The following is an 18,450-nucleotide window of genomic DNA, read 5'->3' as shown; positions in this document are numbered from 1 at the left end:
GCAGACAAAAGCCTGCAGGGTTTTTATTTCCTCATCTGCTGCCGGAGGCAGAGCTATTTGATTATTTTTTTGTAGCCGGAGCGGGTGTAACAGGAGAAATTGTTGCTCCCGGAGCTGCTGCTGGTGCCGCAACAGGTTTTTTGATGTCAGTTAACTCTACTTCAAATACAAGCGGAGAAAAAGGACTGATACCACCCTGAGGCATACCACCTTCGCCATAGGCCAGGTTTGAAGGGATGATAAGGGTGATTTTTCCACCTTTACCGATTAGCTGTAAACCTTCGTCAAATCCCGGAATTGCTCTTCCAAGGGTAATAGGACGCGGACCGTACTGGGCCATAGCATTGTGTTTACCGGATTCTTTAGCTACTTTTTCATCACTGGTATCAAAAATATTGTCTTTACCATCAGATTTTTTAGTAGTTAATTTACCAGTATAGTTAACCATCATGGTATCACCTAAAACTGGCTTTACAGCATCACCCGGTTTGCTGATCACATATTGTAAACCAGAAGCCGTAGTGGTTGTTTTAAGGTTATTGTCGGCAATATATTTTTTGATCTTTCCGGCTTCAGCACCTTTCTTTTTCTCAATGCTGGCTTTGTAATCTTTTTCAAAGAAATCCCTTGCTTTTTTCTGGAAGGTAGAATCTGCCTCATTGGCTGCTTTAGCCAATACCTTTTCTACTTTAATGGTAAACACAATGAACTTATCTTTTGTGCCCGGAGGTTTTGGCTGACCGGAATGTTTGGCCATAGTATCCAGATCCAGTTTAAATGTAGCACTGTCACCCTCTCCAAACAAGGTTAAAACATCGTTCATATCACCTGCATAAACTTTTTTAGCAACAGGAAAAACCTGAGGCTGATCCATGTCCCATGTGTTAAACATCACGGAATCTTTTTCGCTTTTCTGGATAAAGTTTAATTTAACAATATCACCTTCTTTAATCTTTGCGTTGCCACCATCTTTATGGATGATGTACGAAAGGCCACCCGGACCTTTTTTGTAGTTGTTACAGGCAGCTAAACCAAGTGCAGCTGCGAAGAGAATTACTATACCTTTCTTCATGTGGTTTTTTAAATTATTTTTTTATATGTTTCTTTTTATTGTCACTCTTTATTGCAATAACTGATTTTTATAATCTGACAAAAGTGCTTTAAACTCCTGTACAGTATCTGTTAAATTTTTATCCGAAAAACCTCCGGCAGCATTTCTGTGCCCTCCGCCGTTAAAGTATTTCTTACAAATCTCGTTCGCAGGGAAATCCCCTGTGGAGCGCAAAGATAATTTAACTTTATCAGTTCTTTCAATAATAAATGCAGCCAATTTAATACCATTAACTGACAATGCATAATTTACAATACCTTCTGTATCACCGGTTACGATTTTGTACCTGTTCAGTTCTTCTTTTGTAACCGTAATAACCGCGGTATTAAACTCTCTCAGCACTTCCAGTTTCTCGCTTAAACAATAACCCAAAAAGCGTAAACGGTTTTCTGTTGCATTATCGTATACCAGCTGATGGATTCTCCAGTGTTCTGCACCGAGATCGATCAGATCGGCCGCGATGCGATATACGGCAGCATTTGCAGATTCAAATCTGAATGAGCCCGAATCTGTCATAATACCAGTATACAGACAGGTAGCAATGTCTTTGTTCATCATCGCCCCATCTCCCAGTTCATTCACAATAAAATCGTAAACCAGCTGGGCAGCAGCACATGCGTTAATGCTCCAATGGCGGTAATCGTCAAAATCTTCAGGTTCCAGGTGATGGTCTATCATGATTTTAAAAGCATTGGAAGCACGCACCAGTTCACCCAGCTCATTGATCCTTGACAGGGTATTAAAATCAAGACAAAAAATAATTGCAGCTTCTTCTACCAGTCTTGCCGATTGTTCCTGATCTTCTGTATAAATAAGCACATCGGCATTATTTGGCAGCCAATGCAGAAAGTAAGGATAGTCTGTTGGGGTAATCAATTTAACATGGTGTCCCTTCTGGATCAAATAGGCATATAACCCCAAAGACGAACCCATCGCATCACCATCAGGTTTGTGATGTGTCGTAATTACAATTTTCTGGGGCGTGGCCAGTAAAGATTTTAATTCTGAAATAGATAGCATAAGTTTCGGTGCAAAGCTAGTAATTTAATGATAATTGAAGCTTATAATATTTAACCTGTAAATCTATATTTAAAGGCAGGCCCAATTATCTGGGTTTCCAGCTTTAATATTAGCAGTATAAAACGTAATTTTGCAAAAATTAATATAAAAGATGAGTACAAACAGAACATTTACCATGATTAAGCCTGATGCTGTTGCTAATGGCCATATTGGTGCTATAATCAATGACATTACTACTGCCGGCTTTAAGATCATTGCATTAAAGTACACTAAATTAACGCCAGAGTCTGCTGGTGAATTTTATGCTGTTCACAAGGAACGCCCTTTTTATGCAGATCTGGTAAGCTTCATGTCATCGGGTCCTATTGTGGCTGCCATTCTTGAAAAGGACAATGCAATTGAAGATTTCAGAAAACTGATCGGCGCTACCAATCCTGCTGAAGCCGCTGAAGGTACCATTCGTCAGAAATATGCTAAATCCATCGACGCAAATGCGGTACATGGTTCAGATTCTGATGAAAATGCACAAATTGAAGGAGACTTCTTTTTTACTGCTGCAGAACGTTTTTAAACATTATCGCAATTATTGTCACTAACCCATTAAAAATAAGCATCCCAAAAAGATGCTTATTTTTTTTTAAAGTTTGTACCTTTCAACCCAGAACAAATAAATATAATGAAGAAGATCATCATCACACTTGCGCTCCCTTTTTGCGTATTTGTTGTAAATGCACAAACAAAAGCAAAAAACACAAGTCCGAAAAAAACGACAACAACCGCCAAGGCACCGGCAAAAAGTAACTCAACAACCCTGGTATTTAAATCCACTTTAGATTCGGCCAGCTATGCTTTTGGTAATACCATGGCCAGCAGTATGAAAAACGATGGTTTAAACAGCCTTAATTACGACCTGCTGATCAAAGGCCTGAAAGATGCTTTTGGCGGGGCTACCCCGCTAATCAACAAAGAAAAGTCGCAGGCCGCCATAAATAACCTGTTTGTTAGTGTAAGCAGGCAAAAAAATGCCCCTACCATTGCTGAAGGAAAAGCTTTTTTAGAAAAAAACAAGCAACAGGCCGGCGTACAGGTTACACCGAGCGGTTTGCAGTACCAGGTCATCAACAGGGGTACCGGCATCAGGCCTAAAGCTACAGATACCGTACTGGTAAATTACAGGGGAACCCTGCTGAACGGCAAACAATTTGACAGCTCTTACGATAGAAAAGAACCACTTTCATTACCATTAAATGGAGTAATTGCAGGCTGGACAGAGGGCGTTCAATTGATGCAGACAGGTTCAAAATATAAATTCTTCATTCCTTATAACCTGGCCTACGGAGAACGTGCAATGGGGGATGACATACCTGCATACAGCACCCTGATATTCGAAATTGAATTGCTTAAGGTAAACGGAAAACAAGCGGAATAAAAACCATTGTCATTGTTTTTTGTTAAACACTGTAGAAAAACATAAAACCTATGACAACAAAAAAATATTTTCCTTTGGCATTCATTGCCTTTTTATCTACAACACTGATGAGCTGCAAGTTGGTAGAGGGCATTTTTAAAGCTGGGATGTGGACAGGCGTAATTGTAGTTGTCCTGGTACTGGCACTTATTATCTGGCTGATCAGTAAAGTGTTTGGTGGATAGCCAACTATTAAAGAAACACAATATCAGTAATCACTTCCGATCCGGCACGTTCATTTATTTTTTGAATGATGCCGGATCTGACCATTAACAGCTCATTTTTGATCACTGAGGACTCGATCCTGACAAACAGTTTTTTCTGTGAAACATAGATTTGAGTAGTCCGGTTGGCGATAGCTTTCCCCATAAGTTCGGGCCATAAAGCCACTACAGAAGTTTCATCAAACTTACCTTTAAGCTTATATACATTTAGCAGCTTGTCAATGCCCTCTTTAAGTGTAATGTCATTAGGTTTACGCATGGTTGATTGCCCCGTTATTGACTTCAAACAAAGTTACCGGTACCTGAATTTTATTAAATACCGCAATTACCCTTTCCTTCCCTGTATCTGTTATAAAGATCTGTCCAAAATCATGGTGTGATACCATTTCCATCAGTTTATGCATCCGCTTATCATCCAGTTTATCAAAAATATCGTCCAGCAACAGCAAGGGTTTAAAGCCTTTATATTTCTGAAGATAAGCATATTGCGCCAGTTTCAGTGCAATTAAAAAAGATTTTTGCTGCCCCTGTGAGCCAAACTTCTTTAACGCCATATCGCTAATGGTAAATATCAGCTCATCCTTATGAATACCCGTAGTCGTTCTTTCCAGCACCTTGTCTTTTTCTACAGACTGCTGCAGCAATTGCTCAAAGGCAGCATCATTCAGCTGACTCTGGTATTGCAAACTTACCCTTTCCTGATCTTCTGTTAAAAACTGGTAATATTTATCAAACAAGGGAATAAATTCAATCATAAACTGCTGCCGTTTGGCATAGATCTTTAAACCTGAAGCCACAAGCTGATCGTTATAGATCTCCAGCAAGGTAGGATCATAACTTCTGGTTACCGCTATTTGTTTTAGCAGGGCGTTCCGGTTCAACAAATGTCGGTTGTACAGAATCAGTTCATCCAGGTAATTTGTATCAGTCTGCGAAATCACGTTATCCATAAAACGCCGTCTTTCCTCACTTCCCTCCATAATAATATTGGTATCATAGGGCGAGATCATGACCAGTGGAAAAAGTCCGATATGATTGGCCAGTTTGTCGTATTCTTTTTTATTTCGCTTAAACTGTTTCTTCTGATTTCTTTTTACCCCGCAGGTGATCTTTTCATTTTTTTCCTGACGATCAAAATCTCCCTGAATTAAAAACAGGTCCTGCCCCGCCTTGATCTGCTGTGTATCGATTGGATTAAAGTACCCTTTGCACAGGCAAAGGTAATGGATGGCATCGAGTAAATTGGTTTTACCCGCTCCATTATCCCCTACAAAAGCATTTACTGTTTTTGAAAAACTAACATTTGCATCTGTATAGTTCTTAAAATTAAGAAGGGTAATGTTTTTTAACCACATAGTATCAATACTCAAAGTTACCGTTTAGCTTTGTGAATTCTATGAATTGTTTTTATTGAATTCACACTCAGTTTATTAATTTTAGTTAAATACTTAAAAAAGGGGTTGATACTTTGATGTAAAAACGTATTTTTGCAATCCTTAATTTTTTTAAATAAAATGTCTGTAGCAGAAAAAGAAATAAATCAACCGGTAAGAAAAGGCTCTTTTTTAGAAGAAAATTCGAAAAGTCTTTTATTCATTGCAGGTGCAGTTGTTGTATTGGTAGCCATTTACTTTTGGTACCAGAATGTATACCTTAAAAACAGAGCTGAAGAAGCTTCTGCAAAAATGTATAGGGCAGAACAATATATTGGTGGTCCGGATTCACTGGCCAACAAGGCTATAAATGGTGAAGGTGGTTACCCGGGTTTAGAAAAAATAGCTGATGAGTATGACAATACCAAATCTGCAAATCTTGCCAATCTATATCTTGGCGGTATTTATCTGCGTAAAGGTGAGTATAAAAAAGCTACTGAAGTTTTAGGAAAATATTCTGAAACCGGAAGTGTAGTTGCAGATCCGCTGGCACTGGGACTTTTGGGCGATGCTTACAGTGAGCTGAAAGATTTCAAGCAGGCAGCCACTTATTATAAAAAAGCGGCCGACAAAGCCAGCAATAAATTTACTTCACCAATGTTTCTTAAAAAACTAGGTTTGGTTTATGAAAATAACAAGGATTTTAAATCGGCTGAAGAGGCTTACACCAAGATAAAAACACAGTACCCTGAAAGTCAGGAAGCAGCAATGATAGATGAATACATTGCACGTGCTGCTGCGCAGGTAAAATAAAAGAGACACTTTAAAAAAGGCCCTGTATACGTTTGTATGCAGGGCCTTTTTTTTGCAGTAAACATGATCATCAGCCTGTTCTAAGTATAAGAGAATTATTCCATAACTTAGCGGCAATTAAAATCAGATGGCAGTATTAAATAGAAAAGAAGAGAAAATTGAGGCGGTATTAAAAGAACTTCCTAAGGATTATACAGATAAAGATTTTGTAGCCATGTTTATTAAGCTCTATTCCCGGGACTGGGGTAAGATAAAGGCAAATTATATCAAACAAAATCAGGATAAAGTAATAGGAACTGTTGTTAAAATGCCCAAACCAGAACTCTATTTAAAACACCTGCTAACGATTTATCTGGATAACCAAAAATAAAAATTAGAAACATACCATTTCTACATGCATGAAAAGAGTTGTGATACTAACCGGTGCGGGCATCAGCGCTGAAAGTGGTCTAAAGACTTTCAGGGATGCTGATGGTTTGTGGGAAGGATACAACATAGCAGATGTTGCAACTCCGGAAGCATGGAAGCGCAATCCGGAACTGGTGCAACGTTTTTATAATGAAAGGCGTAAATCTGTAATAGAAGCGCAACCAAATGCGGCACATAAAGCACTGACTCTATTACAAACGAAATATAATGTTCACATCATTACCCAGAATATAGATGATTTGCATGAAAGGGCCGGTGCAGAAAATGTACTGCACCTGCATGGGATCATCACCCGTTCACAGTCTGATGTGGATTCGACGGTAACCTATCCCATTGAGGGCTGGGAGATCGGACCTTCAGCTGTATGTGAATACGGTATGCCATTACGCCCCCATGTAGTATGGTTTGGAGAAAATGTACCTAACCTGATGCCAGCTGCAAAAATTTGTGCGAAAGCTGATATTTTTGCAGTTATCGGAACCTCTCTTGTGGTTTATCCGGCTGCCGGGCTTATAGATTATGTACCGGACACAGCGCTTAAATACGCCGTAGATCCAAATATCCCTCAGATAAAGGGCAATTTTAAAAGAATAGAGAAGGCGGCCACCATAGGGGTACCAGAAATGGTAAAGGAACTGATGAACCTGGCGTAAACAAAAAAGCATCCATAAAATGGATGCTTTTTTCAATTATAAAATAAGTTGATTAGCTGATCTTAACATTGATGGCATTTAAGCCTTTTTTACCTTGCTCAACATCATAGCTAACTGAATCATTCTCGCGAATGCTATCAATTAAACCTGAAGAGTGTACAAAGATTTCGCTATCACCATTAGCTGGTACGATAAATCCAAAACCTTTTGTTTCATTGAAAAATTTTACTGTTCCTTGTTGCATTGTATTTAATTTATCCTCAAATGTAAATATAATTATCGGATAATCAAGTATTTATATTCAACAATCGTTAAAACTGCTTTATAAATGCCTACAGGGCACTAATTACTGCTTTCTTTCAGCATAGCGAACAGATCGCCGGCAGCGCCATCAAACTTATTCCCATTTACAAAAAAAGAAGGCGTACCGTTCACCCCACTTCTGATACCGCTTTCAAAATCTGATTCTACTTTATCACGCAGGCCCTCATTTTGCAGGTCCCTTTCAAACTGCTCAGGGTTTAAACCGAGCTTACCGGCCAGCACAAATAAACTATCATAACTTAATGAAGCCTGATGTTCAAATATCATATCGTGCATTTCCCAGTATTTATGCTGCAGCCCTGCGGCTTCGGCAGCAATAGCAGCGATTGTTGCATATCTGTGCGATTCAGCTAAAGGAAAATTTCTAAATACAAACCTGATCTGGTCACCAAATACTTTAAGTATTTCTTTAGTTACCGGATGTGCCGCAGCACAATGCGGACATTGGAAATCACCATATTCTACAATTTCTACAGCAGCATCAGCATGACCAATGACATGATCACCCGGCCCTACCGGGGGTTTTAATAAAGATCCCATATTATTTTTTCTTTAATGATTCAAGTGCATCCAGTATGCCGTCAGCACCTGGGTTAATTGCAGTGGGTGACAAATAGCTCCAGGCAATCCTTCCTTCCTTATCAATTACAAATAATGCCCTTTTGCATTCTCCCTCTTCGTCATCATAAACCCCATACTTTTTTGACACTTCACCTTTAGGTTCAAAATCAGCCAGTAGCGGAAAATGTAGGTTTCTCGACTGTGAAAAAGCGAGGTGGCACCATTTACTATCCACAGATATACCCAATAGCATCGCATCATGTTTTGAAAAATATTTCAGGGTTTCGTTGTAAAGTACCATCTGATCACTGCAAACCGGACTCCAGTCGGCCGGATAAAATGCAAGGATCACATTTTTCCCTTTTAATTCACTCAATACAATTTTCTGATCGGGTGTAGCATACAATGTAAAATCTGGCGCCCTTTCTCCTTTTTTCAGCATTTAATTTTCTTTTAAGTTGGCAAAATCACCACGTTAATAACAGCGCCAGGCTTAAAATGTTTAACAGCAAAATCCAAACAAAAGTGTAGTTTAACTGATTTTTCCCTAAGTTTGCGGCATGGCAACACAATTAAAAAACCTATCCGATTTTTCTCATACTACAGTACCTGATGGCAGTACTTTTAAATTTGCTATTGCCGTAGCAGAATGGAATGCTGAGATTACCGGCAGCCTTTATAAGGGTGCGCTGAAAACCCTGCTTAAACATGGGGTACCTGCAGAAAACATCATTTCTGTACCTGTACCCGGCAGTTTTGAATTAACTGCTGCTGCAGAAATTCTTTTACAAAAACACAAAGATCTTGATGCAGTAATCTGTCTTGGATGTGTTATACAAGGTGAGACCAAACATTTCGATTTCATATGTGATGCGGTAGCCAATGGCATTACCAATGTTGGTATTAAGCACAGCAAGCCAGTGATATTTGGTGTACTGACCACCAACGACCAGCAGCAAGCGATAGACAGGGCCGGTGGTAAACACGGAAATAAAGGTGATGAAGCGGCCATTACAGCATTAAAAATGGCAGAACTTTTAGCTACAGTATAACAAACTTTGATTCTTTTATTAAAAACTGTAGATTAGTAGTCATATTCAATTATAAACAAATGAAAAAAGTTGCAATACTATTGCTTGGCGTGTTTTTTGCAATAACCATTTTGGAAGCCTGTTCTAACAAAATTTGCCCGGCTTACAGTTCGTATCCGGAAGGCAAAAGAAGAAGGGGATAAAACCGGTAATTACTAAAATCAGGATAAAGATGCAGTGGAAAAATATTACTAATCCGGAACAAGTTAGCGAAATACAGCAACAAGAAGGATACAGCTTAATTTTTAAGCACAGTACGCGTTGTTCCGTAAGCTCAATGGCTAAAAGACGCTTTGAAATGGACTGGTCTGTTATCCCCGAAAATACCAGGCTTTATTTTTTAGACCTCATCAGCTACCGGGCTATTTCTGCACAAATAGCTGATACCTTCCAGGTGCAGCATGAGTCGCCGCAAATCCTGGTGGTGAAAAACGGCGACTGCATATTAGATGCTTCACACAGCGATATCTCGGCAGAAGAAGTTGCCGAAGTGATCAACAACAATTAGCTATTTGTCTGACCTTGCCCTTTCTTCCCGTCTAACCGCCAGCCAGCCACTATAAAGCAAATTGGTATCCAGAACCCGTTTTGGAAAAAATAAACTGGGTTTTGCTATAAAACACAAACAATGCAGTTCCTATAAACATAAACAAAATCCATACCGGAACGGTTAGCAAGATACCCAGCAGTGTTGCGCGGATGGCCGATCGGTCAGTTTTAGCAGTCAGGTAACGCTGCACCACCGTTTGATCTGTTGCGTACTTCTGTACCGCATAAAAAGCCCCGTTTATAGCCATCACCAGAAAAGTCAATTTGATAAGGTCCCATTCATAAGGTCCAAAACCTGTTCTACCGTTAGCAGAAGCAATTTTCCAGACTTCAGCCGGACCTCCGTCTACAGAAAAGAGCAATATACTGATGCAAATTCTTGCTTTCCAAATTTAATTCAACAAAAAAACCTTAACAACAGACAAAAATGTCTGTTGTTAAGAAAAAAAATACTGAAAGGTTATCAGGTACTTATGCGGGATTAATAATTAAAAGTAACCGTTTTCTTAATGTCAGGATGCAGACTGTACATCACAGGGCAGGTATTTGCCGACCTTTCAATGATTTTTTTATCCTTATCGGAATAATCATTTGCAGGAAATTGGAAATTAATCACAATTTCGGCTACCCTTCGTGGATTTTCCGCCATAACCTTCGTAATGTCGCAAGTAGTGCCGTCAATATTAAAGCCATGTTCATTAGCTGCAATCCCTACGATGGTCAGCATACAGTTTCCAAGCGACGTAGCCAAAAGGTCTGTTGGTGAAAAAGCTTCTCCTTTTCCTTTATTGTCTACCGGTGCATCGGTAATGATTTCCTTACCGGAACGCTGATGTACAGCCGTGGTTCTTAAACCACCATTATAAGTTATTTTTGAAGTGCTCATGCGGTAAAATTAAGCAATACAATACAAAGCATATACAAATCAAACATTATATGACAAAGTATAGCGGCAATTGTTAACTTTAAGTAACAATAAACAAATACTATGAAAACAATCATCTTTGTTATGCTCTTCAGTGTAAGCGCATTAACTGCCTGCAACATGAGAAAACACAACCAGTTGGCCCAAAAATTAACCGGCCAGTGGGAACTAAATTACATTACCGGCCCAAGGATTGCCTTTAACGGATTATATCCTAACGCCAAGCCCATCATTAATTTTAAAGAGAACCCTGAAGAGATCAATGGCAATACCAGCTGTAACGGTTTTAGCTGCAAACTAACCATCGATGGCAATAAAATGACTATTGCTGAACCAGGTCCAATGACCATGCGGTACTGTGAAGGCGGAGGCGAAAAGGTTTTTTTAGATATGCTGAAAAAAGTGAATGCCTATGAAGTTAAAGAAAATACACTGACTATGCTGCAAGGCGATCTGCCATTGATGCGCTTTACAAAAAAGTAGTTTATCAAGTTTACATCAGGTAAACATTTCATATTTATAAAATTCAAACCGTATTGCGTAACTTTGTACCATGATCGCATTACCGGTTGTTTCAGAAAACCAAGTACAACGTAAACCAGATTGGCTTAGAGTAAAGCTTCCTGTTGGCAAAGAATATGCACAGGTACGTAGCCTTGTAGATACCCACAAGCTGCACACTATATGTGAAAGCGGCAATTGCCCCAATATGGGCGAATGTTGGGGTGCAGGAACGGCAACATTCATGATTCTTGGCAACATCTGTACCAGGTCATGTTCCTTCTGTGCAGTGGCCACCGGCCGGCCTTTGGCAGTTGACACTGATGAACCCAATCGTGTAGCAAACTCTGTAAAGCTGATGCAGGTAAAACACTGTGTAATTACATCGGTTGACAGGGACGACCTAAAAGACGGAGGATCCATCATCTGGGCCGAGACCCTGCAGGCGATTAGAAGAGAAAGTCCTGAAACTACCTTGGAAACCCTTATCCCTGATTTTAAAGGTCAGTGGGATAACCTTTACCGGGTTTTAGAAGAGCGCCCGGAGGTGATGTCGCACAACGTGGAAACTGTAAGACGTTTAACCAAACAGGTACGTATCCAGGCCAAATACGACAGGAGCCTCGAAGCACTGAAACGCATATCTGAATTCGGGTTAAGAACCAAAACCGGCATCATGCTTGGACTAGGTGAGACTGAAGCAGATGTTTTGGAAGCAATGGACGATCTGGTAGCCAATGGAGTACATATTTTAACCCTCGGACAATACCTGCAACCTACACGTAACCATCACCCTGTGGTAGACTGGATACATCCTGATCAGTTTGCCAGATATAAAGAAATCGGATTGGCCAAAGGGTTAAGGTATGTTGAGAGCGGGCCGCTTGTACGTTCCTCTTACCACGCAGAAAAACACCTGTTCAATTTTTAGCCAAAACACTTTAACTTTTTCTTTGTTGTTTTCTGTATATTAGCAGACCATTGGCAACAGCAAAAAAAATATCCCTCTCCGAAGAAGAGCTGGTTAGCGCCCTAAAAAGACGCGACACTGTTGCTATTCAAGCCCTGTACGATATGTACTCAGGCGCATTACTAGGCGTTATATCCAGAATTGTAGTACAAACGGAAGTAGCGGAAGACTTATTACAAGAGGCATTCATAAAAATCTGGAATTCGGCTGACAGCTACGATCCAACAAAAGGACGTTTGTTTACCTGGATGTTAAATATTACCCGCAACTTATCCATCGATAAATTGCGTTCAAAAGATTTTAAGAACGCTGGTAAAAACCAGGATATAGAAAATAACGTAGATTTCATTGACGCGCAGAAAGAAGTTACTTTTAATGCAGATACTTTGGGCGTAAAAGACATGGTCAATGCACTTAAACCTGAGTTTAATGCAGTTTTGAACATGGTGTATTTTAAGGGATATACGCATATAGAAGCGGCAGAAGAATTAAATTTGCCATTGGGTACCGTAAAAACACGAATCCGGATGGCTATTATGGAATTAAGAAAGAATTTTAATTAAGGTGGAAGAAGGAAAAGCATATATCGAATCAGGCATACTTGAACTTTATGTTCTTGGACAATTAACCGTTCAGGAGCAACATGAAGTTGAAGCAATGGCAGCGAAATATCCTGAAGTAAAACAGGAAATCGAAGCCATTGAAATTGCTATGGAACAATATGCATTGAGGCATGCAGTTGAGCCTGCTGCAGATTTGAAAGGAAAAATTCTGGATCAGATCAGCACAGCAAAACCGGTTGAAACAAAACCTGAACAGGTTGCAGACAATACGACACAAATGCACCAACCTGTTAAGGAAAGTATTGTTATACCTCTGCAAACCAAAGCTTATGAATCAAAAATAAGAACTTTACGTGTGGCTCTGGTGGCTTGTATTGCCTTGCTGGCGATCAGCGTAGTCGCTTTGTTCTCAGCCCGTACAGAATTGGGTGCAGCAAAAAGTGAAATCCTGGCACTTAACCTCGATAAGCAAAAATTTGCAGCTACTGTAAGTCACCTGGAAGAAAGCAATACAGATCTTCAAAAGATTGCCGATATGCCAGATGATCCGGACTGGAAGATTGTTAAACTTGCAGGCACTGCTATGGATCCCAAAGCAAAAATGGTAGTGTACTGGCATAAAACCGGTCAGCATGTAATGGTCGACAATGCAAAAATGGCCTTACCTGTAAACGATCAAAACCATCAGTATCAGCTTTGGGCCCTGGTAAATGGCAAACCTGTAGACCTTGGTGTATTTGATGTGAAAGCAGACAGTACGCATATCCTGCTAAAAATGAAAGAAATTACAGGCGCCCAGGCTTTTGCAGTAACCCTGGAAAAACGTGGTGGTAGTGTTGCACCTACTATGGATCAGATGATCGTAATGGGTGGGGTCTCTATCTAAGAGCCGCTTTTATTCTGGAATGCTTTAACCGTTACAGGTACCTGTGCAGCAAGCTGTGAAGCAGTGATATTGTAATGGCCCATGGCCAGCTCATCTCCGGCCTTACCATGGAAATAACAACCAAGAATTGCTGCTGCCTTTGCACTGTAGCCCTGAGCCACATAGGCCGCTATCATACCGGTCAACACGTCACCCATCCCACCCTGCGCCATAGCAGGATTTCCTGTAGGATTGATCAGCACATCGCCCTGTTGATCAATGATAAAAGTGTACTGGTTCTTGAGCACAATAACAGATCCCAGCTTTTTTGCCATCGTTCTGCCCGTCTGCAGCCTTTCCCACCAGTTTTTATGTTTACCAAACAGGGCATCAAACTCCTTTAAATGCGGGGTAAAGATCGAATCCTTGGCAAGGTGAAAAAGCAGGTCTTCCCTTTTCGACAGGATGTTTAAAGCATCTGCATCTGCGATTACAGCTTGTTTTAATACCATCAGTTCCTCAAGGATACATACTGCTTCCAGCTGTTTACCAAGCCCCGGGCCAACAGCAATAGCATCGTATTTTTTTAATGATTTTATTTTAACCAGGTGCTTTCTGTCCAGGTACATGACTTCAGGAAGCGCCGAATTTAAGGCAGTTAGTCCACTTTCGGGGACAGTTGCTGTAGTTAATCCCGCACCTGCATGTAAACAACCGCTGGCACACAATAAAGCAGCACCCATGGTTTTCATATCGCCGGCAATAATCAAGGCGTGTCCGTAAGTACCCTTATGAGAAAAGGGCCTTCTTGGCTTTAGGATCGCTTTAATATCCCTATCGCCTATTAGCTTATAGGGCGAACTTTCTTCTTCGGAACTTAACTTGCCCAGTCCTTCATCTACAACCTGCAATTTGCTTGAAGCATCTGAATCGGGCAGAAAAGTACTTAAAAAGACTGCCATAATAATTAATTTACAGGCCCATTTCCTTTTTCAGGAACTTGCCGGTTAAGCTTATCGGATTTTGGATCAGGCCTTCCGGCGTACCTTCAAAGATGATCTTTCCACCTCCGGCACCACCCTCCTCGCCCAGGTCTATTACCCAATCCGCTACTTTTACTACATCAAGGTTATGTTCAATAACCAGTACAGTATTTCCTCTCTCTACCAGCTCATTCAGCACACCTAGCAATACGTTTATATCCTCAAAATGCAGGCCAGTTGTGGGTTCATCCAGAATATAAAATGTACGACCTGTATCTTTTTTAGAAAGTTCCGTAGCCAGTTTAACCCGCTGGGCCTCACCGCCCGACAAGGTGGTGGACGATTGGCCAAGTGTAATGTATCCCAGCCCCACATCTTTAAGGGTTTTGATCTTGCGATAAATGGCCGGCATGTTCTCAAAAAAATCACAAGCCTCTTCTATACTCATATCCAGCACATCACTGATGGATTTACCTCTGTAACGTACTTCCAGCGTTTCCCGGTTATATCTTTTTCCCTGACATTCTTCGCAGGGCACTTGTACATCAGGCAGGAAATTCATTTCTATGACCTTCATTCCACCGCCCTGACAGGTTTCACAACGTCCGCCTTTCACATTAAAAGAGAAGCGGCCGGGCTTATAACCCCTTATTTTAGCCTCGGGCAATTGCACATATAAGTTCCGGATGTCAGAGAAAACACCTGTGTAGGTAGAAGGATTTGACCTCGGCGTACGCCCGATGGGTGCCTGGTCAATTTCAATCACTTTGTCTATTTCTTTTAAGCCATTGATCTTTTCATAGGGTAAAGGATGTTTTTTAGCCCTAAAAAAGTGATGGTTTAAAATTGGATACAAAGTCTCTGTGATTAAACTCGACTTTCCACTACCTGATACACCTGTTACGGTAATAAACTTGCCCAAAGGGAAATCAACAGATACGTCTTTCAGGTTATGCCCGCTTGCCTTGATGATAGAAAGTTTATGCCCGGTTCCCTTTCTGCGCCTTTTAGGTACTTCTATCCCTTTTTTACCATTTAAATAAGCTGCTGTAAGCGTATCAGACTTTAAAATCTCGGCAGGTGTACCCTGTGCGACAATCTGCCCGCCATGTACACCAGCAGCCGGGCCAACATCGATCACATGGTCGGCCTCCAGAATCATGTCCTTATCATGTTCTACCACCAGCACCGTATTGCCCAGGTCCCGCAGATTTTTTAGCGCTCCTATTAAACGTTCATTATCACGCTGGTGAAGCCCGATACTTGGCTCATCCAGAATGTACATCACATTCATCAGCTGAGAACCGATCTGTGTGGCCAGCCTGATCCTTTGCGCCTCCCCTCCGGAAAGGGTCCGTGCCGTACGGTCCAGCGACAAATAATTAAGCCCAACATCACTCAAAAAGCCAAGTCTGGACCTGATCTCTTTTAAAATCTCTTTAGCTATGGTATTTTGTCTTTCCGTTAATCTGCTTTCCAAATCAACATACCATTCTTTAATGCTGCTGATGTCCATCTCTGCAAGTTCAAAGATATTTTTGCCATCAATTTTAAAGTGCAGGCTCTCCTTCTTTAACCGCGCGCCATTACACACCGGGCAGGTCTTCAGTTTTCTGAAAGCCTCCATATCATCTACTGCGGCCTCCCCTTTGCGTTCCTGCTGTTCTTCCAGCAGTTTAATGATGCCGTCAAAAGTGATCTGATAGTTTTGTACATTCCATTTATTATACTCTACCGCTACAGAAAGCAGTTCATGTGATCCATTTAAAATGATATTGATGATGTCATCACCCAACTTTTCTATCGGGGTAGACAAAGAGAAATTATATTTTTTGGCCAATGCCTTTAATACCTGGAACATCCATATATCGCGGTACTCACCCAATGGGGCCAATCCTCCGTTCATAATGCTCAGCTTAGGATTGGGCATTACCGATTCCTTGTCTACCACAAATATATAGCCCAGGCCATCACAGTTTTCACACGCACCGTATGGGGAATTGAATGAGAAACTATTGGGTTGGGGTTCATCATAAGAGATGCCGGTTGTGGGGCACATCAGAAAACGGCTGAAATGTGATACATTGTTGTCTTTATCACTGATCTTAATGATGCCTTTGCCCAAACGCATGGCAGTTTGCAAAGAGTCCTGTAAGCGCTTTACATCTTTCCGGTCAATGATCAGACGGTCTACCACAATCTCAATGTCATGGATCTTATAGCGGTCTACCTGCATCTTTGGTGTAATATCCTGGATATCTCCATCAATACGCACCTTCACATAACCCTGTTTACGAATCTGTTCAAACAATTCCCTGTAATGCCCTTTACGTCCTTTTACTACCGGGGCCAGAATATTTACAGGCATGTTACCAAACTTATCGAATATATTTTCAAGAATCTGGTCTTCACTCATGCGCTCCATCTTTTCACCCGTATTGTATGAGAAAGCGTCGGCTGTACGGGCATAAAGGAGCCGCATAAAATCGTAGATTTCGGTAATGGTACCAACTGTAGAGCGTGGGTTTTTACTGGTCGTTTTCTGTTCTATGGCAATAACGGGGCTTAAACCAGATACCTTATCTACATCAGGTCTTTCCATCCCGCCCATAAACTGCCGGGAGTAGGCACTAAAGGTTTCCATATACCTACGCTGCCCTTCGGCATAAATAGTATCAAAAGCCAGAGATGATTTACCACTCCCACTCAGACCTGTAATCACTACCAGTTTATTCCGCGGAAAGGAGATATCTATATTTTTAAGGTTATGCACCCTGGCCCCATACACTTCCACATCTTTTTGCTCGCCAAGGTCAACAGTATTTTTGCTCATATATATTTAAAAATGATACTGATTTTAAACGTTTAAGATCACATTTTTTTACGGCACAAAATTGCTAAAAATTTTATCAAAACATTGTACCAAAACTAAAAATTTACCAAACAATTGTGGTATCGTCTTCCGTAGGATGGCCGGTACAAACCAACACCCTTCCAGCTGCAATTTCATCGTCCATCAGTACTTCATTATAATCCATCTCTACACCACCCTTAATGCAATTTGCGGTACAGGTGCTGCATATTCCCGCATGGCAGCTATAGGGTAGTTTAATGTTTTTCTCCAATGCTGCATCCAGTATGGTTTGGTTATAAGGAACGCTTAAATGATATATATTGTTCTTAAAATTCAAAACTACCGAATAGGTATTGGTATGTCTTACCTTTTTCTCGGTGGCATCATCTTCGTCCTGCTCATCCTCGGGGAGCACAAAGGTCTCCCTCCTGATCTGGCCCTGGTCAAATCCTAAATTGAGCAGTGTAATACGACATACGTCCATGTAGTCGACCGGACCACAGGTATACAACAAAGCATCTTCCTTATTGAACTCCAGATACTCAGCCACCAGCCTTTCTATTAGTGGTCCATTTAAACGGGCCATCAGGAGATTTTGCGACTGGCTAAACACATAAACAATCTTGAAACGTCCTGGATATTGCACCTGCCAGTTGTTTAATTCTTTATAAAACAGGGTTTGATCGGCCGAGCGGCTGCTATAGATCAGAATGATCTTTGTATGCTGTTCAGTAATGAGTGCAGTTTTAACAATGGCGTACAATGGGGTTATGCCTACACCCGCAGCAAAAAGAAAAACTGTTCTTTTCAATTGCACTTCAGGTACATAGCTAAAACGGCCATTGGGTTCAACTGCAGTAAGCACATCCCCTACGGCCGTTTTATGGTGCAGCAACCTGGATATTTCGCCATTTTCAACCCGTTTTATGGCAATAGAAAGCGGCTCGTCTACATCAGGCGAACTGCATAAAGAGTAAGACCTTCTCAATTCTCTGCCGTTCACTTTAAAAACGAGTGTTAAAAACTGGCCTGCAAGATATTTGGGTTTTATTCCATCCACAGGTTCAAAACTTATAATCAGTGTTTCACCTGGACAAAATGTCATTTCAGTAATGCGCAGTTGTATCAATACCATAGGCTGGTAAAAATAATAAAAAAAGCGTTCAGAAACCC

General features: G+C 40.9%; 24 protein-coding genes. 12 read left to right on the top strand and 12 right to left on the bottom strand.

What is annotated here, in order from left to right; all coding sequences use genetic code 11:
* Positions 1 to 61 precede the first annotated feature (61 nt).
* Positions 62 to 1,072, bottom strand: a complete 1,011-nt coding sequence (locus tag HDC92_RS08525; RefSeq protein ID WP_012780717.1) for an FKBP-type peptidyl-prolyl cis-trans isomerase — start codon at positions 1,070 to 1,072, stop codon at positions 62 to 64.
* A 48-nt stretch (positions 1,073 to 1,120) separates the two neighbouring features.
* Entirely contained in the window at positions 1,121 to 2,131 is a 1,011-nt protein-coding gene (locus HDC92_RS08520; protein WP_012780716.1) for a DHH family phosphoesterase, read from the bottom strand.
* 151 nt (positions 2,132 to 2,282) lie between these two features.
* Between HDC92_RS08520 and HDC92_RS08515 the strand changes: the two genes are divergently transcribed.
* The 3 genes from HDC92_RS08515 to HDC92_RS08505 all read left to right on the top strand — a co-directional run bounded on the left by HDC92_RS08515 (position 2,283) and on the right by HDC92_RS08505 (position 3,784).
* A complete protein-coding gene (locus tag HDC92_RS08515; protein WP_183873790.1) occupies positions 2,283 to 2,702 on the top strand; it encodes a nucleoside-diphosphate kinase in 420 nt (139 codons plus the stop codon).
* Positions 2,703 to 2,807: 105 nt separating this feature from the next.
* The gene (locus tag HDC92_RS08510; RefSeq protein WP_183873788.1) at positions 2,808 to 3,560 is read left to right on the top strand and encodes an FKBP-type peptidyl-prolyl cis-trans isomerase; all 753 of its coding nucleotides are present in this window, start codon (positions 2,808 to 2,810) and stop codon (positions 3,558 to 3,560) included.
* A gap of 50 nt (positions 3,561 to 3,610) precedes the next feature.
* A complete protein-coding gene (locus HDC92_RS08505) occupies positions 3,611 to 3,784 on the top strand; it encodes a hypothetical protein (protein ID WP_183873785.1) in 174 nt (57 codons plus the stop codon).
* A gap of 7 nt (positions 3,785 to 3,791) precedes the next feature.
* Here the strand turns inward: HDC92_RS08505 and HDC92_RS08500 are convergent, their stop codons facing one another.
* Both HDC92_RS08500 and recF read right to left on the bottom strand, forming a co-directional pair.
* Positions 3,792 to 4,082, bottom strand: a complete 291-nt coding sequence (locus HDC92_RS08500) for a DUF721 domain-containing protein (RefSeq protein WP_183873784.1) — start codon at positions 4,080 to 4,082, stop codon at positions 3,792 to 3,794.
* The gene (recF, locus tag HDC92_RS08495) at positions 4,075 to 5,178 is read right to left on the bottom strand and encodes a DNA replication/repair protein RecF (RefSeq protein WP_183874085.1); all 1,104 of its coding nucleotides are present in this window, start codon (positions 5,176 to 5,178) and stop codon (positions 4,075 to 4,077) included. The genes HDC92_RS08500 and recF overlap by 8 nt, the downstream gene beginning before the upstream one ends.
* A 159-nt stretch (positions 5,179 to 5,337) precedes the next feature.
* On the opposite strand from recF, the gene HDC92_RS08490 reads away from it, so the two are divergent.
* The 3 genes from HDC92_RS08490 to HDC92_RS08480 all read left to right on the top strand — a co-directional run bounded on the left by HDC92_RS08490 (position 5,338) and on the right by HDC92_RS08480 (position 7,091).
* Complete coding sequence (locus tag HDC92_RS08490) at positions 5,338 to 6,009, top strand: tetratricopeptide repeat protein (RefSeq protein WP_012780710.1); 672 nt, start codon at positions 5,338 to 5,340, stop codon at positions 6,007 to 6,009.
* A gap of 127 nt (positions 6,010 to 6,136) precedes the next feature.
* A complete protein-coding gene (locus HDC92_RS08485) occupies positions 6,137 to 6,379 on the top strand; it encodes a hypothetical protein (protein WP_012780709.1) in 243 nt (80 codons plus the stop codon).
* 28 nt (positions 6,380 to 6,407) lie between these two features.
* Positions 6,408 to 7,091, top strand: coding sequence for a Sir2 family NAD-dependent protein deacetylase (locus HDC92_RS08480; protein WP_183873782.1), 684 nt, complete (start codon positions 6,408 to 6,410; stop codon positions 7,089 to 7,091).
* A gap of 52 nt (positions 7,092 to 7,143) precedes the next feature.
* Here HDC92_RS08480 and HDC92_RS08475 read toward each other — a convergent pair whose 3' ends face one another.
* The 3 genes from HDC92_RS08475 to HDC92_RS08465 form a co-directional block, all read right to left on the bottom strand.
* Entirely contained in the window at positions 7,144 to 7,335 is a 192-nt protein-coding gene (locus HDC92_RS08475; RefSeq protein WP_012780707.1) for a cold-shock protein, read from the bottom strand.
* A 98-nt stretch (positions 7,336 to 7,433) separates the two neighbouring features.
* Positions 7,434 to 7,955, bottom strand: a complete 522-nt coding sequence (locus HDC92_RS08470; protein WP_183873780.1) for a DsbA family protein — start codon at positions 7,953 to 7,955, stop codon at positions 7,434 to 7,436.
* Between the two features lies 1 nt (position 7,956).
* The gene (locus HDC92_RS08465; protein WP_183873777.1) at positions 7,957 to 8,418 is read right to left on the bottom strand and encodes a redoxin domain-containing protein; all 462 of its coding nucleotides are present in this window, start codon (positions 8,416 to 8,418) and stop codon (positions 7,957 to 7,959) included.
* A gap of 118 nt (positions 8,419 to 8,536) precedes the next feature.
* On the opposite strand from HDC92_RS08465, the gene ribH reads away from it, so the two are divergent.
* Positions 8,537 to 9,028, top strand: coding sequence for a 6,7-dimethyl-8-ribityllumazine synthase (gene ribH / locus HDC92_RS08460; protein ID WP_183873775.1), 492 nt, complete (start codon positions 8,537 to 8,539; stop codon positions 9,026 to 9,028).
* 211 nt (positions 9,029 to 9,239) lie between these two features.
* A complete protein-coding gene (ytxJ, locus tag HDC92_RS08455; RefSeq protein WP_012780703.1) occupies positions 9,240 to 9,575 on the top strand; it encodes a bacillithiol system redox-active protein YtxJ in 336 nt (111 codons plus the stop codon).
* Between the two features lie 49 nt (positions 9,576 to 9,624).
* On the opposite strand, the gene HDC92_RS08450 is transcribed toward ytxJ, so the two are convergent.
* Together HDC92_RS08450 and HDC92_RS08445 are read right to left on the bottom strand one after the other, a co-directional pair.
* Positions 9,625 to 9,978, bottom strand: a complete 354-nt coding sequence (locus HDC92_RS08450) for a hypothetical protein (protein ID WP_183873773.1) — start codon at positions 9,976 to 9,978, stop codon at positions 9,625 to 9,627.
* A 119-nt stretch (positions 9,979 to 10,097) separates the two neighbouring features.
* Positions 10,098 to 10,502 carry an OsmC family protein gene (locus tag HDC92_RS08445; RefSeq protein WP_183873771.1) on the bottom strand — a complete coding sequence of 135 codons (405 nt, stop codon included), beginning with the start codon at positions 10,500 to 10,502 and terminating at the stop codon, positions 10,098 to 10,100.
* A gap of 102 nt (positions 10,503 to 10,604) precedes the next feature.
* Between HDC92_RS08445 and HDC92_RS08440 the strand changes: the two genes are divergently transcribed.
* The 4 genes from HDC92_RS08440 (at position 10,605) to HDC92_RS08425 (ending at position 13,461) form a co-directional block, all read left to right on the top strand.
* Positions 10,605 to 11,024 carry an META domain-containing protein gene (locus HDC92_RS08440; RefSeq protein WP_183873769.1) on the top strand — a complete coding sequence of 140 codons (420 nt, stop codon included), beginning with the start codon at positions 10,605 to 10,607 and terminating at the stop codon, positions 11,022 to 11,024.
* A gap of 70 nt (positions 11,025 to 11,094) precedes the next feature.
* Positions 11,095 to 11,973 carry a lipoyl synthase gene (gene lipA / locus HDC92_RS08435; protein ID WP_183873767.1) on the top strand — a complete coding sequence of 293 codons (879 nt, stop codon included), beginning with the start codon at positions 11,095 to 11,097 and terminating at the stop codon, positions 11,971 to 11,973.
* A 50-nt stretch (positions 11,974 to 12,023) separates the two neighbouring features.
* Entirely contained in the window at positions 12,024 to 12,575 is a 552-nt protein-coding gene (locus HDC92_RS08430) for an RNA polymerase sigma factor (protein WP_183873765.1), read from the top strand.
* A 1-nt stretch (position 12,576) separates the two neighbouring features.
* Positions 12,577 to 13,461 (top strand): anti-sigma factor domain-containing protein, encoded by an 885-nt coding sequence (locus HDC92_RS08425; RefSeq protein ID WP_183873763.1) that lies wholly within the window; start codon positions 12,577 to 12,579, stop codon positions 13,459 to 13,461.
* Here HDC92_RS08425 and HDC92_RS08420 read toward each other — a convergent pair.
* The 3 genes from HDC92_RS08420 to HDC92_RS08410 form a co-directional block, all read right to left on the bottom strand.
* Entirely contained in the window at positions 13,458 to 14,402 is a 945-nt protein-coding gene (locus tag HDC92_RS08420; RefSeq protein ID WP_183873761.1) for an NAD(P)H-hydrate dehydratase, read from the bottom strand. The two genes, HDC92_RS08425 and HDC92_RS08420, sit on opposite strands and share 4 nt — an antisense overlap.
* Before the next feature lie 10 nt (positions 14,403 to 14,412).
* The gene (gene uvrA / locus HDC92_RS08415; protein ID WP_183873759.1) at positions 14,413 to 17,256 is read right to left on the bottom strand and encodes an excinuclease ABC subunit UvrA; all 2,844 of its coding nucleotides are present in this window, start codon (positions 17,254 to 17,256) and stop codon (positions 14,413 to 14,415) included.
* A gap of 103 nt (positions 17,257 to 17,359) precedes the next feature.
* On the bottom strand, positions 17,360 to 18,412 hold the full coding sequence (locus HDC92_RS08410; protein WP_183873757.1) for a 2Fe-2S iron-sulfur cluster-binding protein: 1,053 nt from the start codon (positions 18,410 to 18,412) through the stop codon (positions 17,360 to 17,362).
* Positions 18,413 to 18,450 lie beyond the last annotated feature (38 nt).

Origin of the sequence: Pedobacter sp. AK017 (assembly GCF_014200825.1) — a bacterium.
GTDB classification, from domain to species: Bacteria; Bacteroidota; Bacteroidia; order Sphingobacteriales; family Sphingobacteriaceae; genus Pedobacter; species Pedobacter heparinus.
The sequence above is the reverse complement of the archived record's forward strand: the minus strand, read 5'-3'. Positions and strand labels throughout refer to the sequence as shown.